The sequence below is a fragment of the Streptacidiphilus sp. MAP12-16 genome (assembly GCF_041262165.1).
Classification (GTDB): domain Bacteria; phylum Actinomycetota; class Actinomycetes; order Streptomycetales; family Streptomycetaceae; genus Streptacidiphilus.
In genome coordinates, this window is the sequence record NZ_JBGCBY010000019.1 from 48069 (window position 1) to 74291 (window position 26223).

Annotated in this window: 20 protein-coding genes; 9 read left to right on the forward strand and 11 right to left on the reverse strand. The window is 68.1% G+C overall.

What is annotated here, in order from left to right; genetic code table 11:
• Nucleotides 1–2: 2 nt before the first annotated feature.
• From ABIA33_RS24075 to ABIA33_RS24100, 6 genes are read right to left on the reverse strand one after another with little or no spacing between them, the layout of a single operon-like run.
• The gene (locus ABIA33_RS24075) at nt 3–737 is read right to left on the reverse strand and encodes an ABC transporter ATP-binding protein (protein ID WP_370084481.1); all 735 of its coding nucleotides are present in this window, start codon (nt 735–737) and stop codon (nt 3–5) included.
• Nucleotides 734–1804 carry a branched-chain amino acid ABC transporter permease gene (locus ABIA33_RS24080; RefSeq protein WP_370084482.1) on the reverse strand — a complete coding sequence of 357 codons (1071 nt, stop codon included), beginning with the start codon at nt 1802–1804 and terminating at the stop codon, nt 734–736. The genes ABIA33_RS24075 and ABIA33_RS24080 overlap by 4 nt, the downstream gene beginning before the upstream one ends.
• Nucleotides 1801–2679, reverse strand: coding sequence for a branched-chain amino acid ABC transporter permease (locus tag ABIA33_RS24085; protein WP_370084616.1), 879 nt, complete (start codon nt 2677–2679; stop codon nt 1801–1803). The genes ABIA33_RS24080 and ABIA33_RS24085 overlap by 4 nt, the downstream gene beginning before the upstream one ends.
• Nucleotides 2680–2684: 5 nt before the next feature.
• The gene (locus ABIA33_RS24090) at nt 2685–3971 is read right to left on the reverse strand and encodes an amino acid ABC transporter substrate-binding protein (RefSeq protein WP_370084483.1); all 1287 of its coding nucleotides are present in this window, start codon (nt 3969–3971) and stop codon (nt 2685–2687) included.
• Between the two features lie 56 nt (nt 3972–4027).
• Nucleotides 4028–5293, reverse strand: a complete 1266-nt coding sequence (locus ABIA33_RS24095; RefSeq protein ID WP_370084484.1) for a M24 family metallopeptidase — start codon at nt 5291–5293, stop codon at nt 4028–4030.
• Nucleotides 5294–5350: 57 nt separating this feature from the next.
• Nucleotides 5351–6304, reverse strand: coding sequence for an NAD(P)-dependent oxidoreductase (locus ABIA33_RS24100; RefSeq protein ID WP_370084485.1), 954 nt, complete (start codon nt 6302–6304; stop codon nt 5351–5353).
• A 220-nt stretch (nt 6305–6524) separates the two neighbouring features.
• On the opposite strand from ABIA33_RS24100, the gene ABIA33_RS24105 reads away from it, so the two are divergent.
• On the forward strand, nt 6525–7529 hold the full coding sequence (locus tag ABIA33_RS24105; protein ID WP_370084486.1) for a LacI family DNA-binding transcriptional regulator: 1005 nt from the start codon (nt 6525–6527) through the stop codon (nt 7527–7529).
• A gap of 124 nt (nt 7530–7653) precedes the next feature.
• Here the strand turns inward: ABIA33_RS24105 and ABIA33_RS24110 are convergent, their stop codons facing one another.
• Nucleotides 7654–8421, reverse strand: a complete 768-nt coding sequence (locus tag ABIA33_RS24110) for a FadR/GntR family transcriptional regulator (protein WP_370084487.1) — start codon at nt 8419–8421, stop codon at nt 7654–7656.
• 105 nt (nt 8422–8526) lie between these two features.
• Here ABIA33_RS24110 and ABIA33_RS24115 point away from each other — a divergent pair, with 105 nt between their 5' ends.
• The gene (locus ABIA33_RS24115) at nt 8527–9402 is read left to right on the forward strand and encodes a carbon-nitrogen hydrolase family protein (protein ID WP_370084488.1); all 876 of its coding nucleotides are present in this window, start codon (nt 8527–8529) and stop codon (nt 9400–9402) included.
• Between the two features lie 141 nt (nt 9403–9543).
• Nucleotides 9544–10929, forward strand: coding sequence for an APC family permease (locus ABIA33_RS24120; RefSeq protein ID WP_370084489.1), 1386 nt, complete (start codon nt 9544–9546; stop codon nt 10927–10929).
• Between the two features lie 230 nt (nt 10930–11159).
• On the opposite strand, the gene ABIA33_RS24125 is transcribed toward ABIA33_RS24120, so the two are convergent.
• Together ABIA33_RS24125 and ABIA33_RS24130 are read right to left on the reverse strand one after the other, a co-directional pair.
• Nucleotides 11160–11906, reverse strand: coding sequence for a type 1 glutamine amidotransferase (locus ABIA33_RS24125; protein ID WP_370084490.1), 747 nt, complete (start codon nt 11904–11906; stop codon nt 11160–11162).
• A gap of 309 nt (nt 11907–12215) precedes the next feature.
• The gene (locus tag ABIA33_RS24130) at nt 12216–12635 is read right to left on the reverse strand and encodes a VOC family protein (protein ID WP_370084491.1); all 420 of its coding nucleotides are present in this window, start codon (nt 12633–12635) and stop codon (nt 12216–12218) included.
• Between the two features lie 55 nt (nt 12636–12690).
• Here ABIA33_RS24130 and ABIA33_RS24135 point away from each other — a divergent pair, with 55 nt between their 5' ends.
• The 3 genes from ABIA33_RS24135 to ABIA33_RS24145 all read left to right on the forward strand — a co-directional run bounded on the left by ABIA33_RS24135 (nt 12691) and on the right by ABIA33_RS24145 (nt 15244).
• Nucleotides 12691–13299 (forward strand): TetR/AcrR family transcriptional regulator, encoded by a 609-nt coding sequence (locus ABIA33_RS24135; protein WP_370084492.1) that lies wholly within the window; start codon nt 12691–12693, stop codon nt 13297–13299.
• A gap of 313 nt (nt 13300–13612) precedes the next feature.
• On the forward strand, nt 13613–14497 hold the full coding sequence (locus ABIA33_RS24140; protein WP_370084493.1) for an LAETG motif-containing sortase-dependent surface protein: 885 nt from the start codon (nt 13613–13615) through the stop codon (nt 14495–14497).
• 342 nt (nt 14498–14839) lie between these two features.
• Nucleotides 14840–15244 carry a hypothetical protein gene (locus ABIA33_RS24145; RefSeq protein ID WP_370084495.1) on the forward strand — a complete coding sequence of 135 codons (405 nt, stop codon included), beginning with the start codon at nt 14840–14842 and terminating at the stop codon, nt 15242–15244.
• Nucleotides 15245–15419: 175 nt separating this feature from the next.
• Here ABIA33_RS24145 and ABIA33_RS24150 read toward each other — a convergent pair whose 3' ends face one another.
• Complete coding sequence (locus ABIA33_RS24150) at nt 15420–15923, reverse strand: hypothetical protein (protein ID WP_370084496.1); 504 nt, start codon at nt 15921–15923, stop codon at nt 15420–15422.
• A 731-nt stretch (nt 15924–16654) separates the two neighbouring features.
• Between ABIA33_RS24150 and ABIA33_RS24155 the strand changes: the two genes are divergently transcribed.
• Nucleotides 16655–17443, forward strand: a complete 789-nt coding sequence (locus tag ABIA33_RS24155; RefSeq protein WP_370084497.1) for a leucyl/phenylalanyl-tRNA--protein transferase — start codon at nt 16655–16657, stop codon at nt 17441–17443.
• On the opposite strand, the gene ABIA33_RS24160 is transcribed toward ABIA33_RS24155, so the two are convergent.
• Entirely contained in the window at nt 17338–18624 is a 1287-nt protein-coding gene (locus ABIA33_RS24160) for an MFS transporter (protein ID WP_370084618.1), read from the reverse strand. The genes ABIA33_RS24155 and ABIA33_RS24160 overlap by 106 nt on opposite strands.
• A 768-nt stretch (nt 18625–19392) precedes the next feature.
• Between ABIA33_RS24160 and ABIA33_RS24165 the strand changes: the two genes are divergently transcribed.
• A complete protein-coding gene (locus ABIA33_RS24165) occupies nt 19393–22353 on the forward strand; it encodes a putative bifunctional diguanylate cyclase/phosphodiesterase (protein WP_370084498.1) in 2961 nt (986 codons plus the stop codon).
• Nucleotides 22354–22656: 303 nt separating this feature from the next.
• The gene (locus ABIA33_RS24170; protein ID WP_370084499.1) at nt 22657–25995 is read left to right on the forward strand and encodes an amino acid adenylation domain-containing protein; all 3339 of its coding nucleotides are present in this window, start codon (nt 22657–22659) and stop codon (nt 25993–25995) included.
• Nucleotides 25996–26223 lie beyond the last annotated feature (228 nt).

Sequence of the window (26223 nt, forward strand, 5' to 3'; positions counted from 1 at the left end):
GGTCAGCTCCCCAGGTAGGCGTCGAGGACCAGGGCGTCGGACTGCACCTGGGCGGGGGTGCCGGAGGCGATGGTCCGGCCCTGGTCCAGCACGATGACCGGGTCGCACAGCCGCATCACGAAGGTCATGTCGTGCTCGACCACGAGGAAGGTGATCCCGGCGGCGTGCCGCGCGCGGATGTGACGCTCCATCGTCTCGATCATGACCGGGTTGACCCCGGCGGTCGGCTCATCGAGCAGCACCAGCGTCGGCTCGCTCATCAGCACCGCAGCGAACTCCAGCAGTTTGCGCTGACCGTAGGAGAGCTCGGCGGCGAGCAGGTCAGCGACGTGGCTGAGGCGGAACTCCTCCAGCAACTCGTCCGCGCGCGCCCGGTCGGACCGGCTCACCCGGCGTGAGCCCAGCAACTGCCGCCAGCCGTATCCGCCGGCGACGACCATGTTCTCAGCCACGCTCAACTGCGGGAACACCCGCGCCTGCTGGAACGTGCGGGACAGGCCGTGCCGGTAGAGCGCCCCGGCGTCCAGCCCGGTGACGTCGCGGCCGTTGAACCGCACGCGACCGCTGTCCGAGCGCAGATAGCCGGTTATCAGGTTGAAGAGTGTGGTCTTGCCGGAGCCGTTCGGTCCGATCAGCGCGGTCACGGTGCCCGCTTCGACGGCCAGCGAGCAGCCGTCCACCGCGTGCACGCCACCGAAGGTCTTCGTCAGCTCGGTCACTTCGAGCAGCGGGCTCATGCCTGTGCACCTCCTGTCGCGGACGCGACGACCCCGTTGGTGCTGCCTGACCTGCTCGTACCGCCTGCACTGCCGCCACTGCCGGTTCCGGCCGGGCCCGGTGCCGCGTCCAGCCTTCGGCGGCGGTGACGCAGCCGCTCCTGCGCGGTGGGCAGGATGCCGCGCGGCAGCAGCAGCATGATCAGTAGGAACACCAGCGCGTAGGCGATCAGATAGACCTGGCTGCCGCCGAGCTGGTAGGCCAGCAGTTGCTGGGCCGATTCCAGGATGAACGCGCCCAGCACCGGTCCCCAGAGCGTGGCCCGCCCACCCAGGAAGGTCATCAGCACGATCGCAATGGTGATCAGCGGGTCGATCGCGAACTGCGGGTAGATGAAGCCCTCGTAGTAGGCCCAGACGCCGCCGACCATCGCGGTCAACCCGACGCTGACGCAGAACGCCAGCAGCTTGACCCCGGTGGTGCGCACGCCGATGCCGCGCGCCTTGTCCTCGTCGCCGCGGACCGCTGCCAGGCTGAGGCCGATCTTGCTGCGCAGTGTCGCGGCGGTGATGCCGACGGCCAGGCCGAGCAGCGCCACCAGCACGTAGTAGAACGGCCGGTCGTAGGTCGCCGCGGACCAGGGGCCCGGCGGGACGGCCAGGCCCTGCGCGCCGCCGGTGATCGAGTGGAGGTTGAAGGCGAAGCCCTGGGCGACGAAGAGAAGCGTGATGGTGACGATGGCGAAGACGTCGGTGCGGGTGCGCATCGCCACCGCGCCGATCGGCCAGCCGATCAGTGCGGCAAGCACGCCGATCGCGGGGAGCATCAGGAAGGGCTCCCAGCCGCTGGTCACCGAGTGGTGCCCGAACCAGAGCGCCTCCGCGTAGGCACCGACGCCGAAGAACGCGGCGTGACCGAGCGAGGGGTAGCCGGCCAGTCCGCCGACGAGGTTCCAGGCGCTGGCCATCACGGCGAACATCAGCGTGAAGATCAGCATGTTGAGTACCCAGTGGGCGAGGTTGAAGGAAGGCAGGGCGGCCAGTATCACGAAGAAGAGGAGGCCACCGGAGCTGCGCAGTCGGGTCACAGGGCACCCCTTGCGGTGGAGCCGAAGATGCCCTGCGGTCGGACCAGCAGGATCGCGATCAGGATCACGAAGAAGGTCATCTCCGACCAGGCGGGCGAGATGGTGGCGGCGATGACCGCGGACGAGGTGGACACGATGAGCGCCCCGAGTACCGCGCCGCCGATGCTGCCGAGACCGCCGAGAACGACGATGGAGAGCAGCCGTGAGATCAGGTCGTAGTGGCTGCCGGAGTTGAACGCGTAGAGCAGCCCGTAGACGGAGCCGGCCGCTGCGGCGGTGGCCGCGCCGAGTCCGAAGCCGAAGGCCGAGACCAGGTCGGACTCGATGCCCAGCAGCCGCGCCGACTCCGGGTTCTGCACCGTGGCCCGTACCGCCCGGCCGAACCTGGTCCGGTTCAGCAGCAGATGGAGCAGCCCGAGAGCGGCCAGCGAGAGCAGGAAGGCCCACAGCCTGACCAGAGTGATCTGGAACCCGAAGACAGTCCAGCTGTCGTTGGCGTAGCCGGTGTTGATGCTGCGGTAGGTGGTGTGCCAGAGCACGCTCAGCACACCCTCGATGAGCAGCGCGACCGCGAAGGTGACCAGCAGGCTGAGCTCCGAGCGGTCCTCCTTGCGCAGCGGTCGCAGGAAGAGCCACTGGATGCCCGCGCCGAGCCCGAACATCGCCACGGATGTGATCGGGATGGCGAGGAAGGGGTCGATGCCCAGGCTGACGAACAACTGGTAGGCGAGATAGGCGCCGAGGATGACCAACGCCCCCTGGGCCAGGTTGACCACCTTCATCACGCCGAAGATCAGGGTCTGGCCCGAGGCCATGAGCGCGTAGACGCCGGCGGTGAGCACACCGAGGATGAGTCCTTGGACGAGTGCGTGCATGTCGCTCACCCGCCCCAGCGGGGCTTGGTGACGACCGGTGCGGCCTGGGCCACGCCCTGCGGATAGACCGGCAGCAGCTTGCCCTGCTGCCACTGCACCAGGGAGAAGCTGGAGGTGGGCGCGCCGTTCGCGTCCCAGGCCAGGTTGCCCAGGAGCGTCGGCCACGTTCCGCTGTGCAGGGCGGAGATCACCGTGGCGTTGTCCAGCTTGCCGGTGCGCTGGGCGATGTCCTCCAGCAACTGTCCGCAGGCGTAGGCCTCGGCGGTGGAGTTGTCGATCTGCTCGGCCGTGCCGCCGTACTGCTTGGTGTAGGCGGCGGAGAAGTCGGCACTGCCCGGGGCGGTGCTGCCGGGGAACCAGTCGCCCGCGGACAGGATGCCGGAGGTGTTGCCGGTGCCGACCTTGTCGGGGAACTCCAGCGGGGAGTTCGCGCCGTTGGACAGGAACAGGAACTTGGGGCTGAACTTGAGCTGCACCAGGCTCTTTACCTGGGCGTAGGCGTCGTTGTTCTGGGTTCCGGAGACCACCGCGTCCGGGTGCTGCGCGGCGATCGCGGACATGACCGGCGAGAGGTCCTGGGTCTCGGCGGGATAGACCTGCTTGTAGACGGTCTTGATCCCGGCCGCCTCGAAGGCCTGGCGGATGCTTTCCGCGATCGGCGCGGCGAAAGGGTCGTCCAGCTCTGCATAGGCGGCTGTCTTCGGCCGCTCCGCGGCGGGGAGCGAGAGCACCCACCGGGCGAACACGTCGCCGGAATTCACCGAGGGCGCGGGTTGGACGAAGAACAGGTTGTGCAACTTCTGGGCGAAGACGGCCGGTCCGCCGCCGGCGGGCTCCAGAAAGGCGTAGCCGTAGCGCCGGGCCACCTGCGAGGCGGGGACGGTCAGCAGGCTGGAGAACGGGCCGAAGACCAGGTCGACGTGGTCGCGGCTGATCAGGTTCTGATAGTTCGTCAGCACCTGGGTGGGGCTGGACAGGTCGTCGACCACCTTGATCTGGACCTTGCGCCCGAGCAGTCCGCCCTTGGCGTTCACCGAGTCGGCCCAGAGCTGGTAGCCGCGCTGCACGGCCTTGCCGCTGTCGGCGAAGTCGCCCGTCAGCGACACCGAGGCGCCGATCAGCAGCGGTCCCTGGCCACTACCGCTCCTGCTGCCGCCGGGTCCGGCCTGTGCACTGGACGCGCAGCCGGCCGCGGTGAGCGCGAGCGCGAGGGCGGCTGCGGCCCACGTCAGGCCTCTGGTGAGTCCTGGCTGTCGTGCGTCTCTTGTGGGTCTTGTTGTTCTCATCTTCATCGTCCACTCCTGAGCTGAGGTGGAGCTCCTGGTCAGAGGGAAGTCGCCGGGTGCGTTCAGTACGCGTTGGCGACGAAGAGTTCCTGGGCGGGGAACCGGGTGAGGATCTGCGGGCCGTCGGCGGTGACGACGACCTCCTCCTCGATGCGCGCGGCGGAGAAGCCGTCGCTCGCTGGGCAGTACGTCTCCAGCGCGAAGACCATGCCCTCCTGCAGCTCGACCGGGGCATCGAGGCTGTTGAGCCGGCTGATGACCGGCCGTTCGTGCAGTCCGAGACCGAGGCCGTGGCCGAACTGCAGGCCGAAGGCCGCCATTTCGTCGGCGAAGCCGAACTCCTGGGCGGTCGGCCAGAGTCGGGCGATCTCGTCGGTGCCCACGCCGGGCTTGACGGCGGCGATCGCGGCGTCCATCCACGCGCGGGCCCTGGTGTAGGCGTCGCGCTGGGCGGAGGTGGCGCTGCCGACGCCGAAGGTGCGGTAGTAGCAGGTGCGGTAGCCGTTGTAGGACTGGATGATGTCGAAGAACGCCTGATCGCCCGGGCGGATCAGGCGGTCGGAGAAGTTGTGCGGATGCGGGTTGCACCGCTCGCCGGAGACCGCGTTGATCGCCTCGACCTGGTCGGAACCCATCTCGTAGAGCCGCTTGCTGGCCAGGGCGACGATGTCGTTCTCCCGGATGCCCGGCTTGAGCGCTTCAGCGATGTCCTGGTAGACGCCGTCGACCATGGCGGCGGCGGTGGACAGCAGGGCGATTTCGTCGGCCGACTTGATCTGGCGCGCGTCGAGCATCAACTGCTGGCAGTCGACCACGCGCAGGCCCTGCCGCTGCAGTTCGAACAGGAACGGCGGCTCGACCAGGTCCACGCCCAGCGGCAGGTCGGCCAGGCCGGCATCCTCCAGCAGGCCCTTCAACTCACGGACCGCGGTGACCATCAGCCCCGCGTCCGGGGCGATCGCCCCGCGCAGGCCGAGCATGCCGGCCCGACAGTTCTCCGGAGCCAGCCACGGCGCGTACAGCTGGTGGTGCCGGGCGGCCGAGCCGAAGTCCCACAGGACGGGCTCCCCGCCGCGCGGCAGCAGCGCGTAGCGGGTCATCTTGTCGCCGAGCGCGCCGCCGATCCACGTCTGGGTGGTGTAGCGGATGTTGTAGAAGTCGAAGAGCAGGAACGCCCCGCACTCGCTCGACTCCAGAGCCGCGCGGGCGCGGGCCAGTCGGTAGGCGCGCAGCCGCGGGTAGTCGACGCGCTGCTCGTAGTCGACGGCGCTGTGGCCGGGCGAGGGGATCGGTCGCGAGGGTGGGGAAGGAGCGGGATGGGGGGTCACGAGCGGGTTCCTCCTCGTTCGGATGTGAATGCAGCGAGCGACTCCGCTGGTCCTGCCTCAGTCGTCGTCGGATCTCCCGAGGCCGTCGTCGATCCGGGCGTTCTCGGGCTGCAGTTCGAGGCCCGCGCGGCGCGCCTGCTCGAGGATCAGCGTCGCGAAGTCGTCATCGCGGTGGCCCGCGCCGATCGCGGAGGCGACCAACTGCGCGGTGGCCGACGCCAGGGGCATGGGCGCCTCCAGCTCCCGGGCCGCAGCGAGGCCGAGGTCGAAGTCCTTGCGCAGCAGCGGCATCGTGAACGTCGGCGTGAAGTCGAGATTGACCAGTGCGGGCGTCTTGTAGCGGGAGAACACGGAACCCATCACCGAGTCGTTGAGGAAGGCGAGGAACGCCTCCCGGCTGCAACCGCCCTTCTCGGCCAGCACGGTGATCTCGGCCAGGGACTGGGTCACCACGCCGAGGAAGATGTTGTGCGCGATCTTGACCAGGCGCGCGGTCTCCTCCTCGCCCACCCAGGTCACGCCGCGTCCGAGCAGCTCCAGCAGCGGTAGGGCCTGGTCGAACGCGTCCCGGGGGCCGGAGACTGCGAGCGTCAGTTTGCCCGCGGCGACCACCTTGGGGTTGCCGCTCACTGGGGCGGCGAGGAACTCCGCTCCGCGTTTGGCCGCTTCCGCTCGGATGTGCGCCGAGGCCGGAGCGGAGACGGTCGAGCTGTCGATGAGCAGCCCCGGGGCGTGGTTCGGATCGGTCAGCACGCCGTCGGGACCGAGGGTCACCGCCTCCAGGTCTGCCGATGCCGAGACCATCACGAACACCACGTCGCGGTCGGCCAGTTGGTCGGGCCGGTCCACGATCGCCGCCCCGAACTCGGCCAGGTGCTCGCACTTGGCCCGGGTCCTGTTGTAGAGGGCCACGTCGTGGCCCGCGTCGAGGAGTCGACGGACCAGTTGGAGGCCCATCCGGCCGGTGCCGATCCACCCGATCTTGGGCCGCTCCACTGCGAGATACGTCATCGTGCGCCACACCTTCCGCGTCGGCAGGCCCGGCGGAACCGGGCCTGCAACTGCAATCGGTTGCGGCGACAATCCCTCCAGGCGAGCCGTATGTCAACAGGTTGAGCGGAGATTGCCTTTCACGCCGGCTCGATCCATTGATCGGTAGGCGCGATCGATTGCAGCGAGGGGAGCGGTCGGGTTAGAGTGCACTGTGACCAGACGCCCCACGATGTCCGACGTGGCCGAACTTGCCGGAGTGCACAAGGCCACCGCTTCCCGTGCGCTGAGTGTCGACGCGGCGGGCCAGGTCAATGCGGACACGGCCCGACGGGTGCTCGCCGCGGCGAGGAAGCTGGGCTACACCCCGAACACCGCCGCGCGCAGCCTGCGCACCAACCGCACGCTGACGGTGGGGGTGCTGCTGCCGGACCTGACGAACCCCCTCTTCCCGCCGATCGTGCGCGGAACCGAGGAGGTGCTGATGGCGCGCGGGTACACCGCGCTGATCGCCAACACCGACAACGATCCGGTGCGTGAACGCAGGCAGTTCGACGCCCTGCTGGGGCGCCAGGTTGACGGGTTCCTGGTCGCGACAGCGCTCAGGGAGCACGCGCTCCTCGACGAGGCCCACGCTGCGGGTCTCCCGGTCGTGCTCATCAACCGCGGCACCGACCGTCCGCTGTTTCCCCTGGTGGCTGGAGACGATGCGGCGGGCGTCGCGCTGGCCGTCGAGCACCTGGTCGAGCTCGGCCACCGCACCATCGCCCATCTGGCGGGGCCGGCCGGACTCTCCACCGCCCATGTGCGCACGCGGGCGTTCCGCGCCGCCGTCTCGGCGTACGGGCTTGCCGCTGCGGACACCCCGATCGTCGAGGCGGCCTCGTACAGTCAGGAGGCGGGCGCGGACGCAGCTCACCTCCTGCTGGCCCAACGGCCGGACGTCACGGCGGTGGTCGCCGGCAACGATCTGATCGCACTCGGCGTTCTCCATGCCCTGCGTGCGAGCGGACGCCGCTGCCCCGAGGATGTATCCGTGGTCGGCTTCAACAACATGCGCTTCGTCGACGAGCTGCAACCCCCGCTGACAACGATCCACGTCCCGCACTTCCACCTCGGCACCGAGGCGGCCCGCCTGCTCCTGGAACAGATCGACCGCCGAGCGCGCGGCGAGGAGGCCCAGTTGCCGAAGACGATCCTGCTGCCGCTACACCTGGTCGTTCGCGCCTCGACGCAGCGCCGCTGAAGGCCGATGCCGTCGCAGGTGCGTTGAGCCGGAAGGTGTTCGCCAGCAACGCGCTCGCCGCAGTTCGCTACCGTGACCGGCAGGGTGCCCGCGCCCCGCAGGATGCCATCTGGATGCTGGACCGTTACTGGGCCGGAGTCCCCAGCGAGGGGAGGCCCATGAACATGGTGCGGTGCAGGACCTCGACATGGCGGTGGGCGCAGTCGCCGGCGGTGCCGGCGTCGCCGTTCGTGAGAGCGCTGAGCAGTTCCCGGTGGCCGTTGTTGGAGGACCTGAGGTAGTCCATCGGATACGGCAGGTAGTAGCGGTACAACTCACGCAGCACGTCGCCGTAGTGCCTGGCGGCAGAGGGGACTCCGGTCGCCTCCGCCACGGTCAGGTGGAAGGCGGCGTCGGCCGCGTGGAAGACGGCCCAGTCGGCTGCCGCGTCCATCGCCTCGACCAAGCGGTCGAGCCGTTGGAGCTGTTCCCCGGTGACAGAGCCGGCGGCGAGGTGGGCGACTCCGCACTCCAGCAGCAGGCGTCGGTCGATGAGGTCGTGCACCTCCTCGCTCGCGGCGGAGTACGCGCCGGCCTCCGGCACAGCGCCGTGCGGGGGGCGTGCACACACCAGGGTGCCGCCGTTGCGGCCCCGTCGCCGCTCCAGGAGGCCGTCCTTGCCGAGCGACACCATCGCGCGGCGGACGGTGATCTCGCTGACGTCCATAGCGCGGGCGATCTGGTCCACGGGGGGGAGACGTTCCCCCGGTGCGAGCAGGCCCAGGTCGACGGCCATGCCGATCCTGGCCCGGACTGTGTCGATGGCCTTGAGGCGGCGGATCCCCGCCATCGCAGGGGAGTCCAGACCCAGCGCGCTGGCGTTCTGTCCGACTGACGCGGTGGTGGTGACCATGTCCGCAGTGTACTGGCCGGCACGGAAAATATATCAATATGAGCACTCTTGATAATTAGCTCAACCTGACCTATTTTTCTTGCACTCACACAGGAAGGGGACCCCATGCCGGACCCGCTCCCCATCGCCGCGGTGCAGGCGGCCCCTCGGGCGATCGACGACCCGGTGCAGGACTTCGGCTCCGAGGTCGAGGAACTCCTGCGGACCTTCCCCGACACCCGGATCGCGGTCTACCCGGAGCTGCACCTTTACAGCGCCGACGACACGCCGCAGTCCAGGAACCAGCGGTTGCGGGACTCGGCCGAACCGCTGACCGGCGCCCGGACCCGGCTGCTCGCGGAGCTCGCAGGCGACCTGGGGATCTGGCTGGTGCCCGGCAGCATCTGCGAGCGGGGCGAGGACGGACAACTGTTCAACACCGCGCTGGCCTTCTCCCCGCGCGGAGAGCTGGCCGCCTCTTACCGCAAGATCTTTCCTTGGCGCCCCTACGAGCCCTACGACCCGGGCGACCGGTTCGTCGTCTTCGACCTGCCCGGCACCGGCCGGGCGGGCCTCTCGATCTGCTACGACGCCTGGTTCCCCGAGGTGAGCCGACACCTGGCCTGGCTCGGGGCCGAGGTGATCCTCAACCTGGTGAAGACCACCACCTGCGACCGGGCCCAGGAGATCGTGCTGGCCCGCGCCAACGCCATCACCAACCAGGTGTTCGTCGTCAGCGTCAACTGCGCGGGCCCGCTGGGATCCGGTAGGAGCCTGATCGTGGACCCGGAGGGCACCGTCCGGGTCGAGGCGGTCGACGCGAGCCCCACCGTCCTGACCGACGTCCTGGACCTCGGCCACGTCCAGCGCGTCCGACGGTACGGAACCGCAGGCCTCAACCGCGTCTGGGACCAGTTCCGCGCCGACGACCCGCCACTCGAACTACCGCTCTACCAGGGTCGGATCGACCCGGCCCGCTGGAAGCCGCCGGTCAACGGCTGAACGCGCTACCTGCCTGGTTCCTGATCCTGCCTGGTTCCTGATCCTGATCGCATTCCTGTTCCCGCTTCCAACGCTGTTCGTAGGTCGCGCTTCCGTTCGTGCCCCTGCTCCTGCCATCCCCCTCCCCTGACAGGACCTGCCATGCCCCTGGAAACCCCCGCTGCCACCCCTGCCCTCACCCGATCCCTCACCCTGAGATCCGTCGTCCTGTTCGGCCTCGCCTATATGGCCCCGCTCATCGTGCTCGGCACGTTCGGGATCATCGCGGAGTCCACCGGCGGTTCGACCCCCTCCGCATACCTGCTCGCCCTGATCGCCATGCTGTTCACCGCGTTCAGCTACGGCCGGATGGCCGCCGCGTTCCCGGTCGCCGGCTCCGCGTACACCTACGTGCGCCGCACCATCGACTCCCGGGTGGGCTTCCTGGTCGGCTGGGCACTGCTGCTGGACTACTTCTTCCTGCCCATGGTCATCTGGCTGATCGGCGGCGCCTACCTGCAGGCCAAATTCCCCGGCGTGCCGTTCTGGGTGTGGATCATCGCCTTCATCACCACCACGACCGTGCTGAACATCCTGGGCGTCAAGGTCGCCGAGAAGGCCAACTACCTGCTGATGGCTTTCCAAGTGCTGGTCATCGTGATCTTCGTCGCGCTGTCCCTGCGGCACGTCGTGCACACCGATGGAGGCGGGGCGCTGCTGAGCACGCACCCGTTCGCCAACAGCGCCACCACCTTCTCCGGCATCTCCGCAGGCGCCGCGATAGCCGCCTACTCCTTCTTGGGCTTCGACGCCGTCACCACGCTCACCGAGGAGACCCTCGACCCGCGCCGGAACATCCCGCGGGCCATCCTGCTGGTCGCCCTGATCGGTGGCGGCATCTTCGTCCTGGTCGCCTACACCACCCAACTGGTGCACCCCGGGGGCACGTTCAAGGACTCGTCGTCGGCCGCGTTCGACATCGCCAAGACCATCGGCGGGGACCTCTTCGGCTCGGTCTTCCTGGCCGGACTGGTCGTCACCCAGTTCGCCTCCGGGCTCGCTGCCCAGGCCAGCGCCTCCCGACTGCTGTTCGCCATGGGCCGTGACAACGTGCTGCCCAGGAAGTTCTTCGGCGCGATCCACCCGAAGTACCGCACCCCGGCACTGAACATCCTCCTGACCGCGGCGATCGGCCTGATCGCGCTGCGGATGAACGTCGCGACCTCCACGTCCTTCATCAACTTCGGTGCGTTCACCGCCTTCACTCTCGTCAACGTGTCCGTCATCGCCTACTTCCTCCGCGAGCGGAAGGCTGGTCGCCGCCACCATCCGGTGTCCTACGTCGTAGTCCCGGTCCTGGGCGCTGCCGCGGACCTCTGGCTACTGACCCAGCTCGACAGCCAGGCGGTCACCCTGGGGCTGAGCTGGCTCGTGATCGGCATCGTCTACCTCGGCATCATGACAAAGGGCTTCCGTACACCGCCACCCGAGATGGAGTTCACCGAAGAGCCCGCATTGGATCCGGTCATCGCGAGCGCGGTCAACTAGCAGAGCCACCTACCGCTCTGTGGCATCGCCCCGACTCGGCGAGATGCCACGGAGCGGCGGGTCCGCAGAAGGCCGAGGCAGTGTTGCTCGGCCAACAATCCGGCGCGCGCCGCTCGTGGTGAAATTGCGCCAGATCCCGGCGAGATTCCCCGCCTTGAACCGATGGTTGCCCGGGTCCTCGGCGGAGGCCGGGCCGGCCCGTGCTCCGGCTCACACGAGGTGCCGGGGGCTCACACGAGGTTCCGGGCTTCGGCAGGAGTGGTGGCAGGAAATCGTCTGGCGGGATGGGCCTGGGAGGCAGGCAAGCGGGAGGGAATTCCGTCGAGGAATCCGTCGACCAGACGGCGCGTACTGCAGCGGACGTAGGGCTGCATGGCCCGGCTTCGCGCCAGAAGGGCGTCCGGGTCGACTCCGTGGCGTGCCACCTGTTCGGCGCCACCGTTGCCGAGCCAGCCCTCCACGGCCGCCGTGGTGATCTCCGGGTGGAACTGCACGCCCAGGGACGACCCGGCCATGAAGGCCTGGGTGCACACGTCGCTGCGGGCCAACTCCACCGCCCCGGGCGGGATCACGCACCGGTCGAAGTGCCAGACGAACCAGGGTCCAGGCGGCACGAGGGCCGGGTCGTCGGTCTCGACGTCGATCCAGCCGATCTCCGCACGCCGTGCCGTCTCCACCGAGCCGCCGAGGGCCGCAGCCAGGGCCTGGGCCCCGAAGCAGACTCCCAGGACCGGTACACCCAGGTGGTGGGCCGTGCGCAGCAGCGCGAGTTCTCCGCCTATCCAGTTGCCGATGGCCGCGTCGTCGTAGACGGACCATGGAGCGCCGAGGGACACGATCAGATCCCAGTCCTGGGCGGCGGGGAAGTCGAACCGGAGGTTCGGCGCATGGCGGTGGCTCTCAGGTACCACGGTCACGGTCGAGAGTTCGTATCCGCGCTCGAGGAGCCGGACCCCGACCTCCCCGGGCTCGGTCACGTGATCGTGTAGGACGACAAGTGCGCGCACCCGGGGCCTTCCCTTCTTTTACGACCGTTCTCAGCCCACTCCCGGAGGGTCGCAGAACGCCCCTCCGATTCCCGTACGTCGCATCGCAGGCATGCAGCACGCGGGGCGCACCAGCGTAGAGCACCGCACCGACGGGACCCGTACGGGGATGAACGGCGGACTGTCCGGGGCCTGCCCCGCGGTCAGGACGAACGCCGGTGGGCGCAGTCGTAACGCCTGTCGCGGGGCGATGTCGACTCGACAGCCCAGGCTCGGCGGGCCGCCGGTGAGACCGGCGAGTCAGTCATGTGACGTTTCGATCAGCTCGACGAGGTTGCCTTCCGGATCGGCGATGTACGCGTAACGCATGCCTTCGGTTACGCCGGGCGCGGGAGACGACACCGGGGCGGCGCCGTATTCACCGGTCAGACGGGTGAACGCGGCGTCGAGGTCCGGGACTTGGAGAGCGAGGTGAGTGAAGGTCTGCACGACGGTGGCAGCAAACGGGTCGGCGTACGCGGCAGGGCTCGAACCGGGCCGTTCGACGAACTCCACACGCAGGTCGGCTGCATCGCTCAGGACGACGGTCCGGACGCCCGCCTCGGGCATCTCCAAGCGCTCGTCCACGTGAGTGAGCCCGAAAGCGCTGCTGTACCAGGCCTCCTGAGCAGTGAGGTCGGCGACCGAAAGGCTGATGTGGTGGAAACGAACAGCGGCCATGGCAACTCCCGTGGTTAATACCTCTCACCTGGTAAGTGGTGTTAACCTTAGCGCCATGAGTTCTCCTGTCAAGCGGCGACCTACCGGACAGCACCACGGGGATCTGCGCAATGCCCTGCTGCGAGCAGCCCTCGAACTGGTCTCCGAACGTGGCCCGCATGGTTTCACCCTGGCCGAGGCGAGCCGCCGGGCGGGAGTGAGCGTTGCGGCACCGTACAAGCACTTCGCCGACCGGGAGTCCCTGCTGGCCGAACTCGCCACGAGGGGATACCGCGAGCAACGGAGCCGCTTCGCTGTGGCTGTGGGCTGCAGCGAGGATCCTGTGGAGCAACTGGCGTCTTTCGCGTCCGCCTACGTCCGTTTCGCCGCTGAGGAGCCGGCCCTGTTCGACATCACCTTCAACGCGGGCCTCGACAAGTCCAGGTTCGCCGAGTTGGCTTCAGCCGGCGACGAGGTGGCCGTCCTCCTCCTACCTGTCGCCCGCCAGTTGACCCCGGACGCAGACGACGCCTTCGACCTGCTGCTTCGCGTTGCCGGTGCCGCGCACGGCCTTGCCGTATTCCTTCGCCAGGGCCTGTTCGGAGTGGGAGGCGGAGCCCTCACAGACACGGAGGAAAAGGCTGCACGCACGGCCCGAGCGATCACGCGACAGCGCGACGTCTGACCACTCACCACTCCGCAGCGACCCCGCCCTTGGCCCCGAGGACCAACTGGTCTCCACCCGCCACTTCCTGCGCGAGCTCAGCCGCTTCGGCACACGCTGGCTTCTCTCACCACGCGGAGACCGTCAGCCAGGAAAGCCTGGAGCGGATCAAGGCCCCTCGGCAGAGCGGTGTCCGTGCGGAATCGCATGTGTTCCGCCTCGATTGGTGCCGCGGTTTTGGTTATGGCGTGCACGTTCCGGATGTCTTCCTTGTGAGGCCGGCAGCGGGTTCATGGACCCGCGGCGGTACGAGAACACATCGAGGAGAGACCACGTGCTCAATACACGGATCGCGACTGCCCTCGCGGCGGCCACGCTCACCGTTCTCAGCGGCGGCACCTCGTCCGCCGCCGCGGCGGGGCAACTGCCGCACCGCGCCGAGGCGACGGCCGTGCATGAGGTGGGCGGCCACTGGGTCGCACCAGTCAGGGGCTACCTCGGCGGCAACTGGTTGCTCTTCCATCGCGGTGACACCGTCACCCTGCAGGGGAAGGGCTACTTCCTGGTCCGCTGGGAGATCGAGTACTGGAGGGGCACCGGGGTCGTCTCCATGCCCACCTACACCGACCAGCAGGGAACCTTCCTGCACGTCGCCTCCGGCGGCCACCGGATGGACGCCCCGTTCCCCGGGGGCCAGCTGGGCCAGACCTGGATGGGCAAGCCCTCGACGGGTTACGAAACGCTGCCTGCAGGAACGCCCATGATCTGGGTGAATGAGTACTACTACCTGGACGGGGCGATCACCATCACCTGCCAGGAGGCAGAGGGTGGGAAGAACGGCAGATACAACCTCGGCATCGCGCCCAAGACCTGGCAGCAGGTCCAGAGCGATGTCCACCCGGCTGGGCTCGGCACCACCGGGGTGGTGCTGGACGCGGGTGCGGCGACCTCCCCGTCCCCCGCCGCATCCGGGAGCGGCGCAGCCGGCGGAGCGACCACGACCACCCCCGTCGCGACCGGTGCGGCATCCACGGCCCGTGCAGCCGATGGGACGCCGACCGCCGCGGCCTCTGGGCAGGGCACCCTCGCGCGTACTGGGGCGAGCTCTGGCACGCCTGTGCTGGCGGCTGCCGCAGCCGTACTACTGGTCCTGGGCGGTGGCGTGCTGTGGCTGCAGCGGCGCCGGGCCAGCCCGTCAGGGCCGGGCACCCGCCACTGACGCCTGGAGGCAGTGAAAGACATACGTGGCTCTTGTGCGGATATCGGGAAATCGGTACGTTTCGTCTTCAATGCGGCTCGCAGGCCAGAATCCGCGGCCCGGCTCCCGAAGGCGCTGCTGAGCCCGGCGTCTGCGGCTACCTGCCGCTTCCCCCGTCCACAGCCCGGCCCGGCGGCATTGCACGACGGATCGACCCGTGCCTGAGCCCCGACGTCGCAACGAGAAACAGGAGCGAATGTGGCGCCTTCCATTCCCTCGGCGGCAGGCCAGCCGCCGGGTCCGCAGCGGGGACGCGCAAACCCCGAAGCTTCCGCTGCGACACCGGCGAAATGGCCGGGCGCCGTGCTGCGCCCTACCTCGCGCGAGTTCGAGCAGTCGGCCAAGGCTTGGCTGTTCGAGCTGGCGCCGGCGCGGTGGCGGTACGAGGAGGTCTTCCACCACGACCCGGCGGAACTGGCCCATATGGTTCGACTGCGGCTTGAGGCCACCGCTTCCACGATGCAGGCCAGCCTGAGGACGGCGCCCGGAATTGCCCGGTCCTACGTCCGTGCGGGTCCACTGGAGCAGAAGCTGGAGCTCTACGCGAGGGAGCGGGAGTGGGCCCGCGCCATGCTCGAACAGGTCAGGCTGGTCGAGGACGGCCTTCGGGCGCTCTACGACCGAAGGGCGCGCAAGGCGGCGCAGCGGGGCGGTCGCCCGCGCCCGATTCCCACTCCGCGAACGCGCCCTGCGACAGGTCCTGGGTGAGAGGGATCGTGCTGGTGGTGGTACCCGACCAGGCCACCCGTCCGGTTGGCGGGTGGTGAACAGCGGTGTGTGGGCGCCCCAGCCAGGGCCGGCCTCGCCGCGGTGGCGGGTCGCTGGGCCTGGCCCGTTCTGGCCATGCGGCCTCGTGTGCTGCTCGGCCGGCTGGCGATGATGGTCAGCGCTGGGTCAGACGGGAGAGCCATTCCACGGCGAGGGGGATCTGGTCCTCGGTGTAGGAGGTGGCGGACAGGCCGGTGAGGGTGATCACGTGCCACTGCTGCTCGCCGTCGGGCTGTTCGGTCAGGACGACGGTGTGGCCGTCGACGGTGCTGATGGAGACCGGCGTCTCAGGCCGGAGCGGCGCGGTGGTGTCGTGGTCCTCGTCTTCGTCGGTCTGGACGTCGTAGACCTCCAGGCTCAGCCGGTCGCCGGCGTGCTGGGGCAGGCGCAGGCAGCCGGTGACCGTGACCGGGGCTTCGTCGTGGAGGTATGACTCGGCGTCGGCGACGCTGCAGTTGCTCTCGTGCAGGACGCAAGGCAGCACGGCGTCGTCCAGGGCTTCGCCGGTGGGGGAGTAGACCAGCGTGAACCGGACGCTCACGCCGGAGCCGAGGTCGGTGATCTCGGGGCTGCCGCTGATGAAGCCGGTCAGGGTCAGCCGGGTGGGGAGCGTGGTCACGCCGCCCTCCTTTTGTTCAGTGCGGCCAGGAGCTCGGTGCGGTGACGGGCGGCCTGGGTTGTCGGCTACCGGCTCGGTGTGAGGCCGGTAGGGGGCGGGCGGCGGATCGGGACCAACCCGGCGGGCCAGCCGCCGATCCAGGACCGTAGGCAGCACGCCGATCACCGGGTCGCCTTGCGGGCCAGGGTGGTGACGGAGTGCAGCAGCTGCAGCGCCGAGGCGGTGCCGCTGTAGTCGGTGGCGGGCCGACCGTACCAGCAGTAGGCCCCCGGTCCCCAGTCGATCTCGCAGCGGTGGCAGCCGCCCAGCGAGCGCCGCAGGCGGTGCCGGGCGCCGATCGCGGCCGCCTACGTGACGAGCGGCGCGGCGTCCGTGCGCGATGCGGTCCTCGTCGAGATCGTCGACCGGGTCTTCCTCCCGCTGGTACGCGGCCGCGGCGCCTACCCTGCGCCCGGGCGAATCGCCGCGTCTCCGCGCCGAACGCGCAGGCGCCGCCGCGCCGAACGCCCAGGCTGACGAGCGTCTTGAGGGGGAGCAGTTCAGCCCGCTGTACGGCCTGGCGCCCCCCCTCAGGCGCACGCTCAGCGGGACGCCCACCCCGTGACAGAGGTACATTCACAGATAGGCCGTGAGGGCCGAACGCCGGGAGGGTCAATGTGGTGGACCGCGGCTCCTTCTCGACCCAGGCCACCGAATTCCCGGTGGCTGTTGGACCGTTACCCGGTCTGCCGATGACGACGTACGAGGCATGGGCTGCACTCGACCTGACCCGAGCGCCGGCGAGCGGGCCGGTCGCCTTCTGCGGTGAGCTCAGTCCCGAGAACCTGCTAGCCGCCTATCGGTCCGGCGTGTACCCGTTCCCAGTCTCCGACCCGCTCCTGCGCGACCTCAACGAGGCGCGGTGGGAGGAGCAGGTTGCGGACGGCCTGATCGCTGTCATCGGCGACGACGACCCCTACACGGTGGCCTGGTGGTCGCCCGATCCGCGACCCGTGATTCCGGTGGCGGGCGTCCACCTCGGGCACCGCCTCGCGAGGCGGCTGCGCAACCGGCTGCCCTGGTCGACCAGCCTCAACCGCGCCTTCGTCCGCGTCGTCGAGGAGTGCCGCACCGGCCGTGAACCCCGGTGGCTCACCGACGAGTTGGTCGACAGCCTGACCCACCTGCACCAGGACGGCAGGGCACTGAGCGCCGAAGTGTGGGAGGGCGACGAGCTGATCGGCGGCGTCTTCGGCCTGCGAACAGGCCCGATCCTCAGCCTGGACTCCATGTTCCATCGGCGCGACGACGCCGCCAAGGTGGCGGTCGCCGACCTCGCCGCGCGCTTCTGCCAGGTCGGCGGCCTCCTCCTGGACGCCCAGTGGGACAGCCCTCAGGCCCGTGCCCTCGGTGTCTTCGCCCTGCCCCGGGCCCACTATCTCGACCTCCTGCGTACCTCCCCCGAGCTTCCGCCGCTGTCTGCCTGCCTCCTTCCGGCCCGCCGCCTGGCGATCTTGCCGCACGACCTCGGTGTTCGCTGACCTGCGTCGACCCGCAGACGCGGCAAGGCCAGCGAGGCGACGACGGTGGCGAGCAGCCCGGCCGCCACTGTCACTGCGTAGCCGTCGGCGGCGCCCGCCGCATCCACCACCCAGCCCGCGGCCGAGGAGCCCAGCGCCACGCCGACGGCCAGGCCGGTGGCGGTCCACGTCATGCCCTCGGTCAGCCGGGCCGCGGGGACCAGTCGCTCCACCAGGCCCATCGCGGTGATGATGGTCGGTGCGATGGACATGCCGGCGACGAGGAGCATCCCGGTCAGCACGGCGAGGTTCGGCGCGAACAACAGGGGCACCAGGCTGGCTGCCATGGTCGAGACTCCGATGAGAAACTGTCGTGAGAGCGGCCCCCGGGGTCTGACCGTGCCGAAGACGATGCCCGCCACGCACGAGCCGAGCGCGTAGACGGCCAGGAGCACGCTGGCGAACGCCTTGTGGTGGTGCTCGCCGGCGAACGCCACTGTCACCACATCCACCGATCCGAAGATCGCACCCACTGCCACGAAGGTCAGTGCGACGGCGCCCAGGCCGCGGCTCTTCAGCGCGGAACCTCCGGTGCGCTGCGCCTCGGGTTTCAGCGACGGTTCGGTACGGCGCTGGGCGGCGAAGAGCACGACTCCCAGAGCCAGCAGACACGCGGACAGGAGCGGACCGGCTTCGGGGAATGCGACGGTGCACAGTCCGATCGACAGGATCGGGCCGACAATGTAGATCACCTCATCGAGTACTGACTCCAGCGAGTACGCGATGTGCAGTTGCGGGCTGCCGCGGTAGATCTCCGCCCAGCGTGCCCTGACCAACGAGCCCATGCTCGGCATGCAGCCCGCCACCGCCGCTGTCACGAACAGTGTCCAGTTCGGGGCGTTGTACCGGGCGCACAGCAGCAACGCACCCATGGCCGCGACGGTCACCGCCGTCGCCGGAAGGATGACCCGGCGCTGTCCGTGCCGGTCGACGAGTCGGGAAATCTGCGGGCCCAGCGTCGCGGTGGCGAGCGCGAGGGTCGCGGCGACCGCGCCCGCCAGGCGGTACTGTCCGCGAAGCTGGGACAGCATGGTCACGATGCCGACACTGGTCATCGAAATGGGCATCCGGGCGATGAAGCCGGCGGCGGAGAAGCCCAGGCTTCCAGGCGGGGCGAAGATCCGGCGGTAGACGGAGAGCACGGGCACTCCCAAAGGCTCGGCCGACTCCCGCAAACCGTCAGGAAGTAGCCGTCACGTCAAATCGACCCGTACGGGTCGGTAGTTCCGCAGATCAGGCGTACCCAGATGCGCCACGCTCTAAAGATAACGCTGGGTGCATGACCGCCGGCCCAGGGAAGGGCAGAACCGTATGCCTGCCTCCCGCGATTCGACGGATAGGTGCAGATATCACAGAGCGTCACAGGAATGTGGCTTCCCCAGCCACAGCTCGCAGGGAGCGCGCGCGAAGACTGTATGTATACGCGCAATATCCGGGTGGTCGAGTACACTGGTGGCACGTTTATGTCGAAGTCTCAACAGGGAGGATGCAAAGACCGGTGACCTCGGGCTCCTGTCCCTGACCTGGTCTTTTGTCCACTCGATCATACTCCATACGCCGAGCCGTCCGGCCGCACTGAGCCGGGGTTCGGACATCTTCTCGTCGGCTGGAATCGTCGAGATCCAGGTTCCGCGCACCGTCACCGAGCCGGATCCGGGCGCTCCCTTCAGAGGGTGCGCAGGAGGGTGGTTGGATTGAAGACCAGGCAGCGGTGGCGCTATGAGATGGCCGGGTTCAGTGCGTGGATGGTACTGCTCATCTCTCTGTACTACGCCTATCCCGAACAGCGACTGATCTTCGTTGGAATCGGGCTCAGCGGGGTTATCGGAATCCTCAGAGGTATCTCCCTCAACCGCCCGGCACACAGGCTTCCCTGGTTGGTTCTCGCCGCGGCCAATCTCAGTTTCACGGTGGGCGAGCTAGTACAGATCATTCTCATACAGTATCTGCACGAGCCGAATCCGTTCCCCGCGGCCGATGACGGTTTCTACCTGGCAACCTACGCGCTGTACGCCGCAGGGCTGTTCGGCTTCGTCCGCTGGCGGACGGCCAGGCGCGACCGCGCGAGCCTGGTCGACGCGCTGACCTTGACCGTCGGTCTGGCACTGCTCTCCTGGATCTACCTGATCGTCCCCTACGCACACATCGTCGAGCTCACCTGGATCCAGAAGGCGTTCTCCATCGCCTACCCGCTCGGTGACATCCTCGTGCTGGCGATGCTGCTGCGACTGCTTGCTCCGCGAGGCGGGAAGAGCGTGTCACTGGCGCTGCTCACCGCCGGCACGGTCGGCCTGCTGACGGCCGACGTCCTTTACGCCCTGATCCAGCTGCACGGAAACTGGAAGACGGGCGGGCCGGTGGAACTGGGGTGGGCCCTCTTCTACGGCGCCTGGGGAGCCGCCGCGCTGCACCCCTCCATGGTCACGCTGACCCAACCGGTGGAGTGGCGGCCCGATGCCGCACGTGGCCGACTGGGCCTGCTCACTCTGGCATCACTTATCGCGCCGTTCATGCTCATCATGGAGTCCGTACGGGGCGACACCAAGAACGCGGGCGTCATCGGAGCGTTCTCCGCCATCTTGTTCTTCCTGGTGCTCTTCCGCTTGTCGGGCGTGGTCACAACCCATCGGCAGGCAGTCAGCCGGGAGAGGGTCCTGCGCGTCGCCGTGGCGTCGCTGGGTGCCGCCGGCTCGGTGCGGGAGGTGGTTGCTGCCGTCCGTACCGCCGTGGCGACGCTGACGACCGCCGTCGGCCCACACGGTGACGCCCGCCTGGCCATCCACGAGGACGATGTGCTGTGGCTGATACGTGTCGACGACGGCGAGTACACACCCGCGTCGGCGGAGATCAGCGACACTGTGCGCACGCTGACGGCCACCGGCGAGAGCCGCCTGGTGAGCCTCGGCAGCTTGGGGACCGACCTCGTTGATCTCCAGGGTGTGCAGAGCGCGCTGGTCAGCCCGTTCGCGCTGCAGGGCCACCCTGCCGGATACTCGCCGGTCGGGGCGCTGATCGTGGCCGGACAGGAGCATGACCTCATCGTGCTACGGGACAGCCTGCAGACCTTGACCTCCCAGGCGGCGCTGGCGATCGAGCGCATCGCACTGAGCCGGGAAGTCACCAAGCGCAACAGCGAAGCGTACTTCCGGACTCTGGTGCAGAACGCCTCGGACGTCATCCTGATCCTGGACGATGTCGACCGGGTCCGGTACGCCAGCCCGTCGGCCGACCAGGTTCTCGGCTATCCCGCCATGGAGGGCACACTGCTGACGGATCTGGTTCCGACGGAGGACACCCGCACCGTCGTTCGGACGCTCGCCCGGATGCGGGACCGCGACCACCCGGGAAGACGTGAGCACTGGCGGATGGTACGTGTGGACCGCTCAGTCATTGAGGTCGAGGTCAGATTCAGCGACCTGAGGGAGGAGATCACGGTCAGCGGGCTGGTACTCACCCTGCGGGACGTCACCGAACAACGCAATCTGGAGCGCGAGCTCACCCACCGAGCCTTCCATGACTCACTCACCGGCCTGGCCAACCGGGTGCTGTTTCAGGATCGTGTCAACCACGCGCTGACGCAGAGCCAGCGCGAGGGCACAGTGGTCGGTGTCCTCTTCGTCGACGTGGACGACTTCAAGGTCGTGAACGACCTCCACGGCCACGCAGTGGGGGACGAACTCCTCGTCGCTGTCTCGATGCGCCTGTCGACGACGGTCCGCGCGTCCGACACCGCGGCGCGCATCGGTGGCGACGAGTTCGCCCTACTCGTCGAGGACTCGGTGACGCCAAGTGACCTCGAGACGTTCGCTGAGCATGTGCTCAGCGTGTTCGCCGAACCGTTCCGGCTGAGCGTGGGGCCGGTGAGCGTCTACGCCAGCGTGGGCATCGCGACGACAGGGGACAGTCTCGACTCCGTCGAGCTGCTGGCACACGCCGATCTGGCTCTGTACGAGGCGAAGACCGCAGGCAAACGCCAGTGGCGCCGGTACCGGCAGGTCCTGCAGACGGGTATGGCCGAGCGGCACGAGCTCCAGGAGAGTCTGGACAAGGCACCGATCAAAACGTCGTTCACGGTGCTCTACCAGCCCATCGTGAGGCTCAGCAGCGGTGAAATCGCCGGTTTTGAGGCGCTGGTGCGCTGGCCGCACTCCACCCGCGGCGTGGTACTTCCGGAAGAGTTCATCACCCTGGCCGAGGAGAGCGGTCAGATCGTTCCACTCGGCGCCTGGGTGCTCGATCAGGCGGTGGTGGAGGCCGTCCAGTGGCAGCGCATCGCCGCAGGCCGGCGAAACGGGGGAGCCGGCCCCGAGCTGTCGTACGTCAGCGTGAACGTGTCTCCCCGCCAGTTCAGGGATGAGGGATTCGTTGATGTGGTCCACCGGGCTCTCGACCTGTCCGGCATCGCGCCTTCCTCCCTGGTCCTGGAACTGACCGAGAGTCTCCTGATGCGCCACGACGAGCGCGTCCTGGCCGAGATGAGAACCCTCAGCGACCTCGGCATCCGCATCGCGATCGACGACTTCGGAACCGGCTACTCGTCACTGAGTTACCTGCGCGAGTTCCCGATCTCGATACTCAAGATCGACAAATCGTTCGTGAACGAGCTCGGCCACTCGCAGCAGCAGTACGCCCTTGTTGAGGGGATCACCCATCTCGCGGACACTCTCGGGGTCACGGTGATCGCCGAGGGGATCGAGAACCCGACTCAGCAGGAGCTGTTGATATCGATGGGCTGCCCACTCGGCCAGGGGTACCTGTTCGCCCGCCCGCTCACCGCTGACCAGGCCGAATCCTTCCTACTGACTCCACCGGCCGATCGCCGGGCGGGCTTGCGCGATGTGGAGGAGATGGACGCCGCCTTCAAACAGTGAGAACCATCAAGTGGTGACACCGCCGGGGAGTCCGCTCAATGCCGATGCGGCGGTGACGGTGGTGGTTGCGGCCAGTAGGGCAGAGATCTGACTGAGCGTTGACCTGGTCATCGTCGTGGGCCGACCACTTCAGGCGCAGCCTCACGATGCACACACTCACTCGTCGGATCGTCACTGTCCGTGCAGTTACCCTGAGTAGGGTCACCGCGTTGTCGCCGACGTGCTGGTGGGATCCTCCGACGTACGCGAGTGCTTGCCGTTGCCAGGGTCGGGTATAGGGGAACTCAGAGGCTGTCTGACGCTGTGACGGGCGCCGAGGTCGGCCAACGCCCTACGTGGCGGGAGACTGAAGTGACGAACAGCGACCGGATTGTGGGAGAGTCGGCCGAATCGCACGTCGTCCTGCGGAACGACGAACAGCAGTACTCGATCTGGCCAGGCGACACCGGGATTCCCGGTGGATGGCGCCAGATCGGCGAGCCCGGACCGGCGTCGCACTGCGTGACCACGATCGAGGGCATGTGGACCGATATGCGGCCTGCGAGTGCCCGAGCGGTGCAGGCATCCGAAGGAGTTCGCACCGGAGACCATCGGGCCGTACGTGCCGGGCGGTTGGACCAGACGGTGACCGACCTGATCCAGGCTCAGGCCGCTCGTACTCCGAACGCGTCCGCGATGATCTCGGACGAGGGGTCCCTCAGCTACGCGAGTCTGGACGGGCGCGCGACCCGGCTGGCGCACCGGCTGAGGGAGCAGGGGGTTCGCGCGGAGTCCGTGGTCACGGTATGCATGGACCGCAGCGCCGACCTGATTGTCGCTCTGCTGGCGGTACTCAAAGCCGGGGGTGCCTTTCTGCCCCTTGATCCGGACACTCCCCGGCAGCGTCTCGCTCAGCTGGTCAGCGACGCGGATTCCAGCATCATCCTGTCGTCCAGTGACCACGCCCAGCTGTTCGCCGGTCGCAAGGCCGATGTCATCGACGTTGCGGATTCTCCCACCGGGACGTCACCGGAAGGCGCGCAGCCACCCGCCGGTCCCCGGCCCGACGACCTCGCCTACATGATCTACACGTCGGGGTCCACGGGACCGGCGAAGGGGATCATGATCACCAACGGGTCGCTGGCTCACGCCCTCACGGTCGTGGCCCGGGAATACGGACTGACACCGGGTGATCGAGTCCTGCACATGGCGGCACTGGGGTTCGACACCTCGATCGAGCAGATCTTCGTGACCCTGATCAGCGGGGCCACGCTCGTCCTCGCGAGCCGACACGCCTGGGCACCCACGGATCTACTGCTTCAGCTCCCCGAACGCGGAATCACCGTCGCGGACCTCACCCCCGCCTTCTGGCACCGGCTCCTCGGCATCCTGAGCCCCGGAGAGAGTGCTGTCTCCTCACTGAGACTCGTCATCGTGGGTGGCGAGATCATCCACAGCAAGGACTGCCGCCTCTCCTTGCGGAAGATCCCCGGAGCCAGGCTCATCAATGCGTACGGGCTCACCGAGACGACGATCACCTCCACCCTGTGCAACCTCAGCGAGCACCTCCTCGCCGACCAGGACACCGCTCCGGCTCCCGTCGGCCGGCCGCTGGAGGGTACCCGTGTGTATGTACTCGACGGCCGACTGCGTCCCGTACCGCCGCGCGAGAGGGGCGAGGTCTACATCGGAGGCTCCCACCTCGCCCGGGGCATCTGGAAGCAGCCAGGACTGACAGCACGTCAGTTCCTGCCGGACCCGTACGGCCCCACGCCAGGAGAGCGGATGTACCGTACCGGGGACGTGGGCCGCTGGCGCCCCGATGGAAAACTGGAGATCATCGGCCGCGCCGACGACCAGATCAAGATACGCGGCTTCCGTGTCGACCCGGCCGAGGTGGAGGCCGCACTCGTAGCCCAGCCGGGCATTGGCCAGGCCGTGGTGGTGGCTCGCGGCCGCGGTGACGGAGAGAGAGACCTCGTCGCCTGCTACACGGCAGTCGGACCTCATCGAGTCGATGACGCCCGGACAATCGCCGAACAGCTGCGATCCGCCCTCTCCGAGACCCTGCCCGGCTACATGGTTCCGAAGACATTCATAGCCGTGGACCACATGCCCCTCACCCTGAATGGAAAGATCGACCGCGCGGCCCTGCCGCAACCCGACGTGGTGCCGACCCGACCCGACGCCGAACCACGGGCATCCGTATACGCCGGAATGTCCCAGCTGTGGAGTCAGATTCTCGGCGTGGAGTCCACCCGCGCGGATGACGATTTCTTCGAGCTGGGCGGAAACTCGCTCCTGGCCATGGAGATGCTCGCCCGGGCTCGCATCATGTTCGGTATCGGCGTCTCGCAGATCCGCGAACTGACCAGGTCGTTGCTGCACGATTCGGCGCTGGCGGCATTCGCCGAATGCGCGGAAAGAGCGCGCGCCGGTACATTGGTCAGCGCGGACCACCGTGATGTCGACTTCGAATCCGAGACCGGGCTCCGGGTTTCGGTGCACCGGAACGGTTCGCACCCACCGAACTGGCGGCAGCCGACCGACATTCTGCTCACCGGAGCGACAGGATTCTGCGGTGCCCACCTGATCGACGCACTGCTGAAGCAGACGACGGGGCGGATTCACTGCCTGGTCAGGGCATCCGACAGCGACCAGGCATGGGAGCGCATCCGGGCGGTCTATCAGCGCTATCTTCTCCGCGACCTGGCCACCTCCCGCATCAACCCGATCGTCGGCGACCTGAGCGAACCGAACCTCGGACTTCCTCCCGGGACGTTCGAGAGTCTGGGATCGACCATCGACACCATCTACCACCTGGGCGGCCAGGTCAATTTCATCTACCCGTACCACGACCTGCGCGGAGCGAATGTCGAAGGCACTCGGGAGATCATTCGCCTGGCTGCCTCCCGGGCGATTCCGGTTCACTACACATCCAGCATGGCGGTATTCTCCGGGTTCGGGCCGGCCGGGGTTCGCGAGGTCACCGAAGATACGCCACTCGCTTTCGCCGATTATCTGTCGGTCGGATATGTCGAGAGCAAATGGGTGTCGGAAATTCTGCTGCAGAAGGCCTTCGGCGAAGGGCTGCCCATCGCCATCTACCGTCTCAACGACGTGACGGGCAGCAGCGAGACGGGCGTGATGAACACCGCCACCGAAATATGCGCCCTCATCAGGTACATCGCCGACTCCGGGAGCTGCCCGGATATCGACCTACCACTGGATTTCCTTCCGGCCGAATGCTTCGCGCTCGCGGTGACGCACATATCCACGCATCGTCCGGCCGAGGGTATTGCCTATCATCTGACCAACCCTCGGCCCACTCTCGTAGGATCGCTGGCGGACAGTCTGCGCCGACGCGGATACGCGGTCGAGCAGACCCGCTACAGCAAGTGGGTCACCGATCTCATTCACTATGCGGCCGGACACCCGGCCCATCCCATGACGCCATTCGTCCCGCTTTTTGTGGATCGCTGTCGCGGAGCAGACATCACCGTGAGCGAGATGTACTTCAAGAGCACGTTTCCAAATTTCACGCGACGGAACGCCGACCGGGCTCTGGAAGGCAGCGGCATCGAGATCCCGCCCGTGGACGCCAAGTTGCTCGACCGCTACCTCGACTTCCTTCAGCTGTCGGGATACCTCGCCGAAGGGTAGGCGTGCGTCAAGGCGAGGGACTGGTCGCCGTGGGCGCGCAACCAACGCCCGCCGCACCCCACACCCCGACGGCGGAACAGGCCCGTTAGCGACCTTCGCGCCAAGGTCGCCCGCCGAGCCTGAGGACGCTGATCTGGTCCGCCGCTGGGCCGAGATCGCAGCGCGCACGCGGTGATCGGGTGAACTTCCGCGTTTGGCGGTTGTTTGGACTGCGCGGGGGCCTGACGG

Excerpts from the sequence above, each read along its gene's own strand:
- ABIA33_RS24120 (WP_370084489.1), top strand. The coding sequence starts at position 9,544 with ATGCCCCTGGAAACCCCCGCTGCCACCCCTGCCCTCACCCGATCCCTC.
- ABIA33_RS24155 (WP_370084497.1), top strand. The coding sequence starts at position 16,655 with ATGACGACGTACGAGGCATGGGCTGCACTCGACCTGACCCGAGCGCCG.
- ABIA33_RS24110 (WP_370084487.1), bottom strand. The coding sequence starts at position 8,421 with ATGGTCACCACCACCGCGTCAGTCGGACAGAACGCCAGCGCGCTGGGT.
- ABIA33_RS24130 (WP_370084491.1), bottom strand. The coding sequence starts at position 12,635 with ATGGCCGCTGTTCGTTTCCACCACATCAGCCTTTCGGTCGCCGACCTC.
- ABIA33_RS24090 (WP_370084483.1), bottom strand. The coding sequence starts at position 3,971 with ATGAAGATGAGAACAACAAGACCCACAAGAGACGCACGACAGCCAGGA.
- ABIA33_RS24085 (WP_370084616.1), bottom strand. The coding sequence starts at position 2,679 with ATGCACGCACTCGTCCAAGGACTCATCCTCGGTGTGCTCACCGCCGGC.
- ABIA33_RS24075 (WP_370084481.1), bottom strand. The coding sequence starts at position 737 with ATGAGCCCGCTGCTCGAAGTGACCGAGCTGACGAAGACCTTCGGTGGC.
- ABIA33_RS24100 (WP_370084485.1), bottom strand. The coding sequence starts at position 6,304 with ATGACGTATCTCGCAGTGGAGCGGCCCAAGATCGGGTGGATCGGCACC.
- ABIA33_RS24135 (WP_370084492.1), top strand. The coding sequence starts at position 12,691 with ATGAGTTCTCCTGTCAAGCGGCGACCTACCGGACAGCACCACGGGGAT.
- ABIA33_RS24115 (WP_370084488.1), top strand. The coding sequence starts at position 8,527 with ATGCCGGACCCGCTCCCCATCGCCGCGGTGCAGGCGGCCCCTCGGGCG.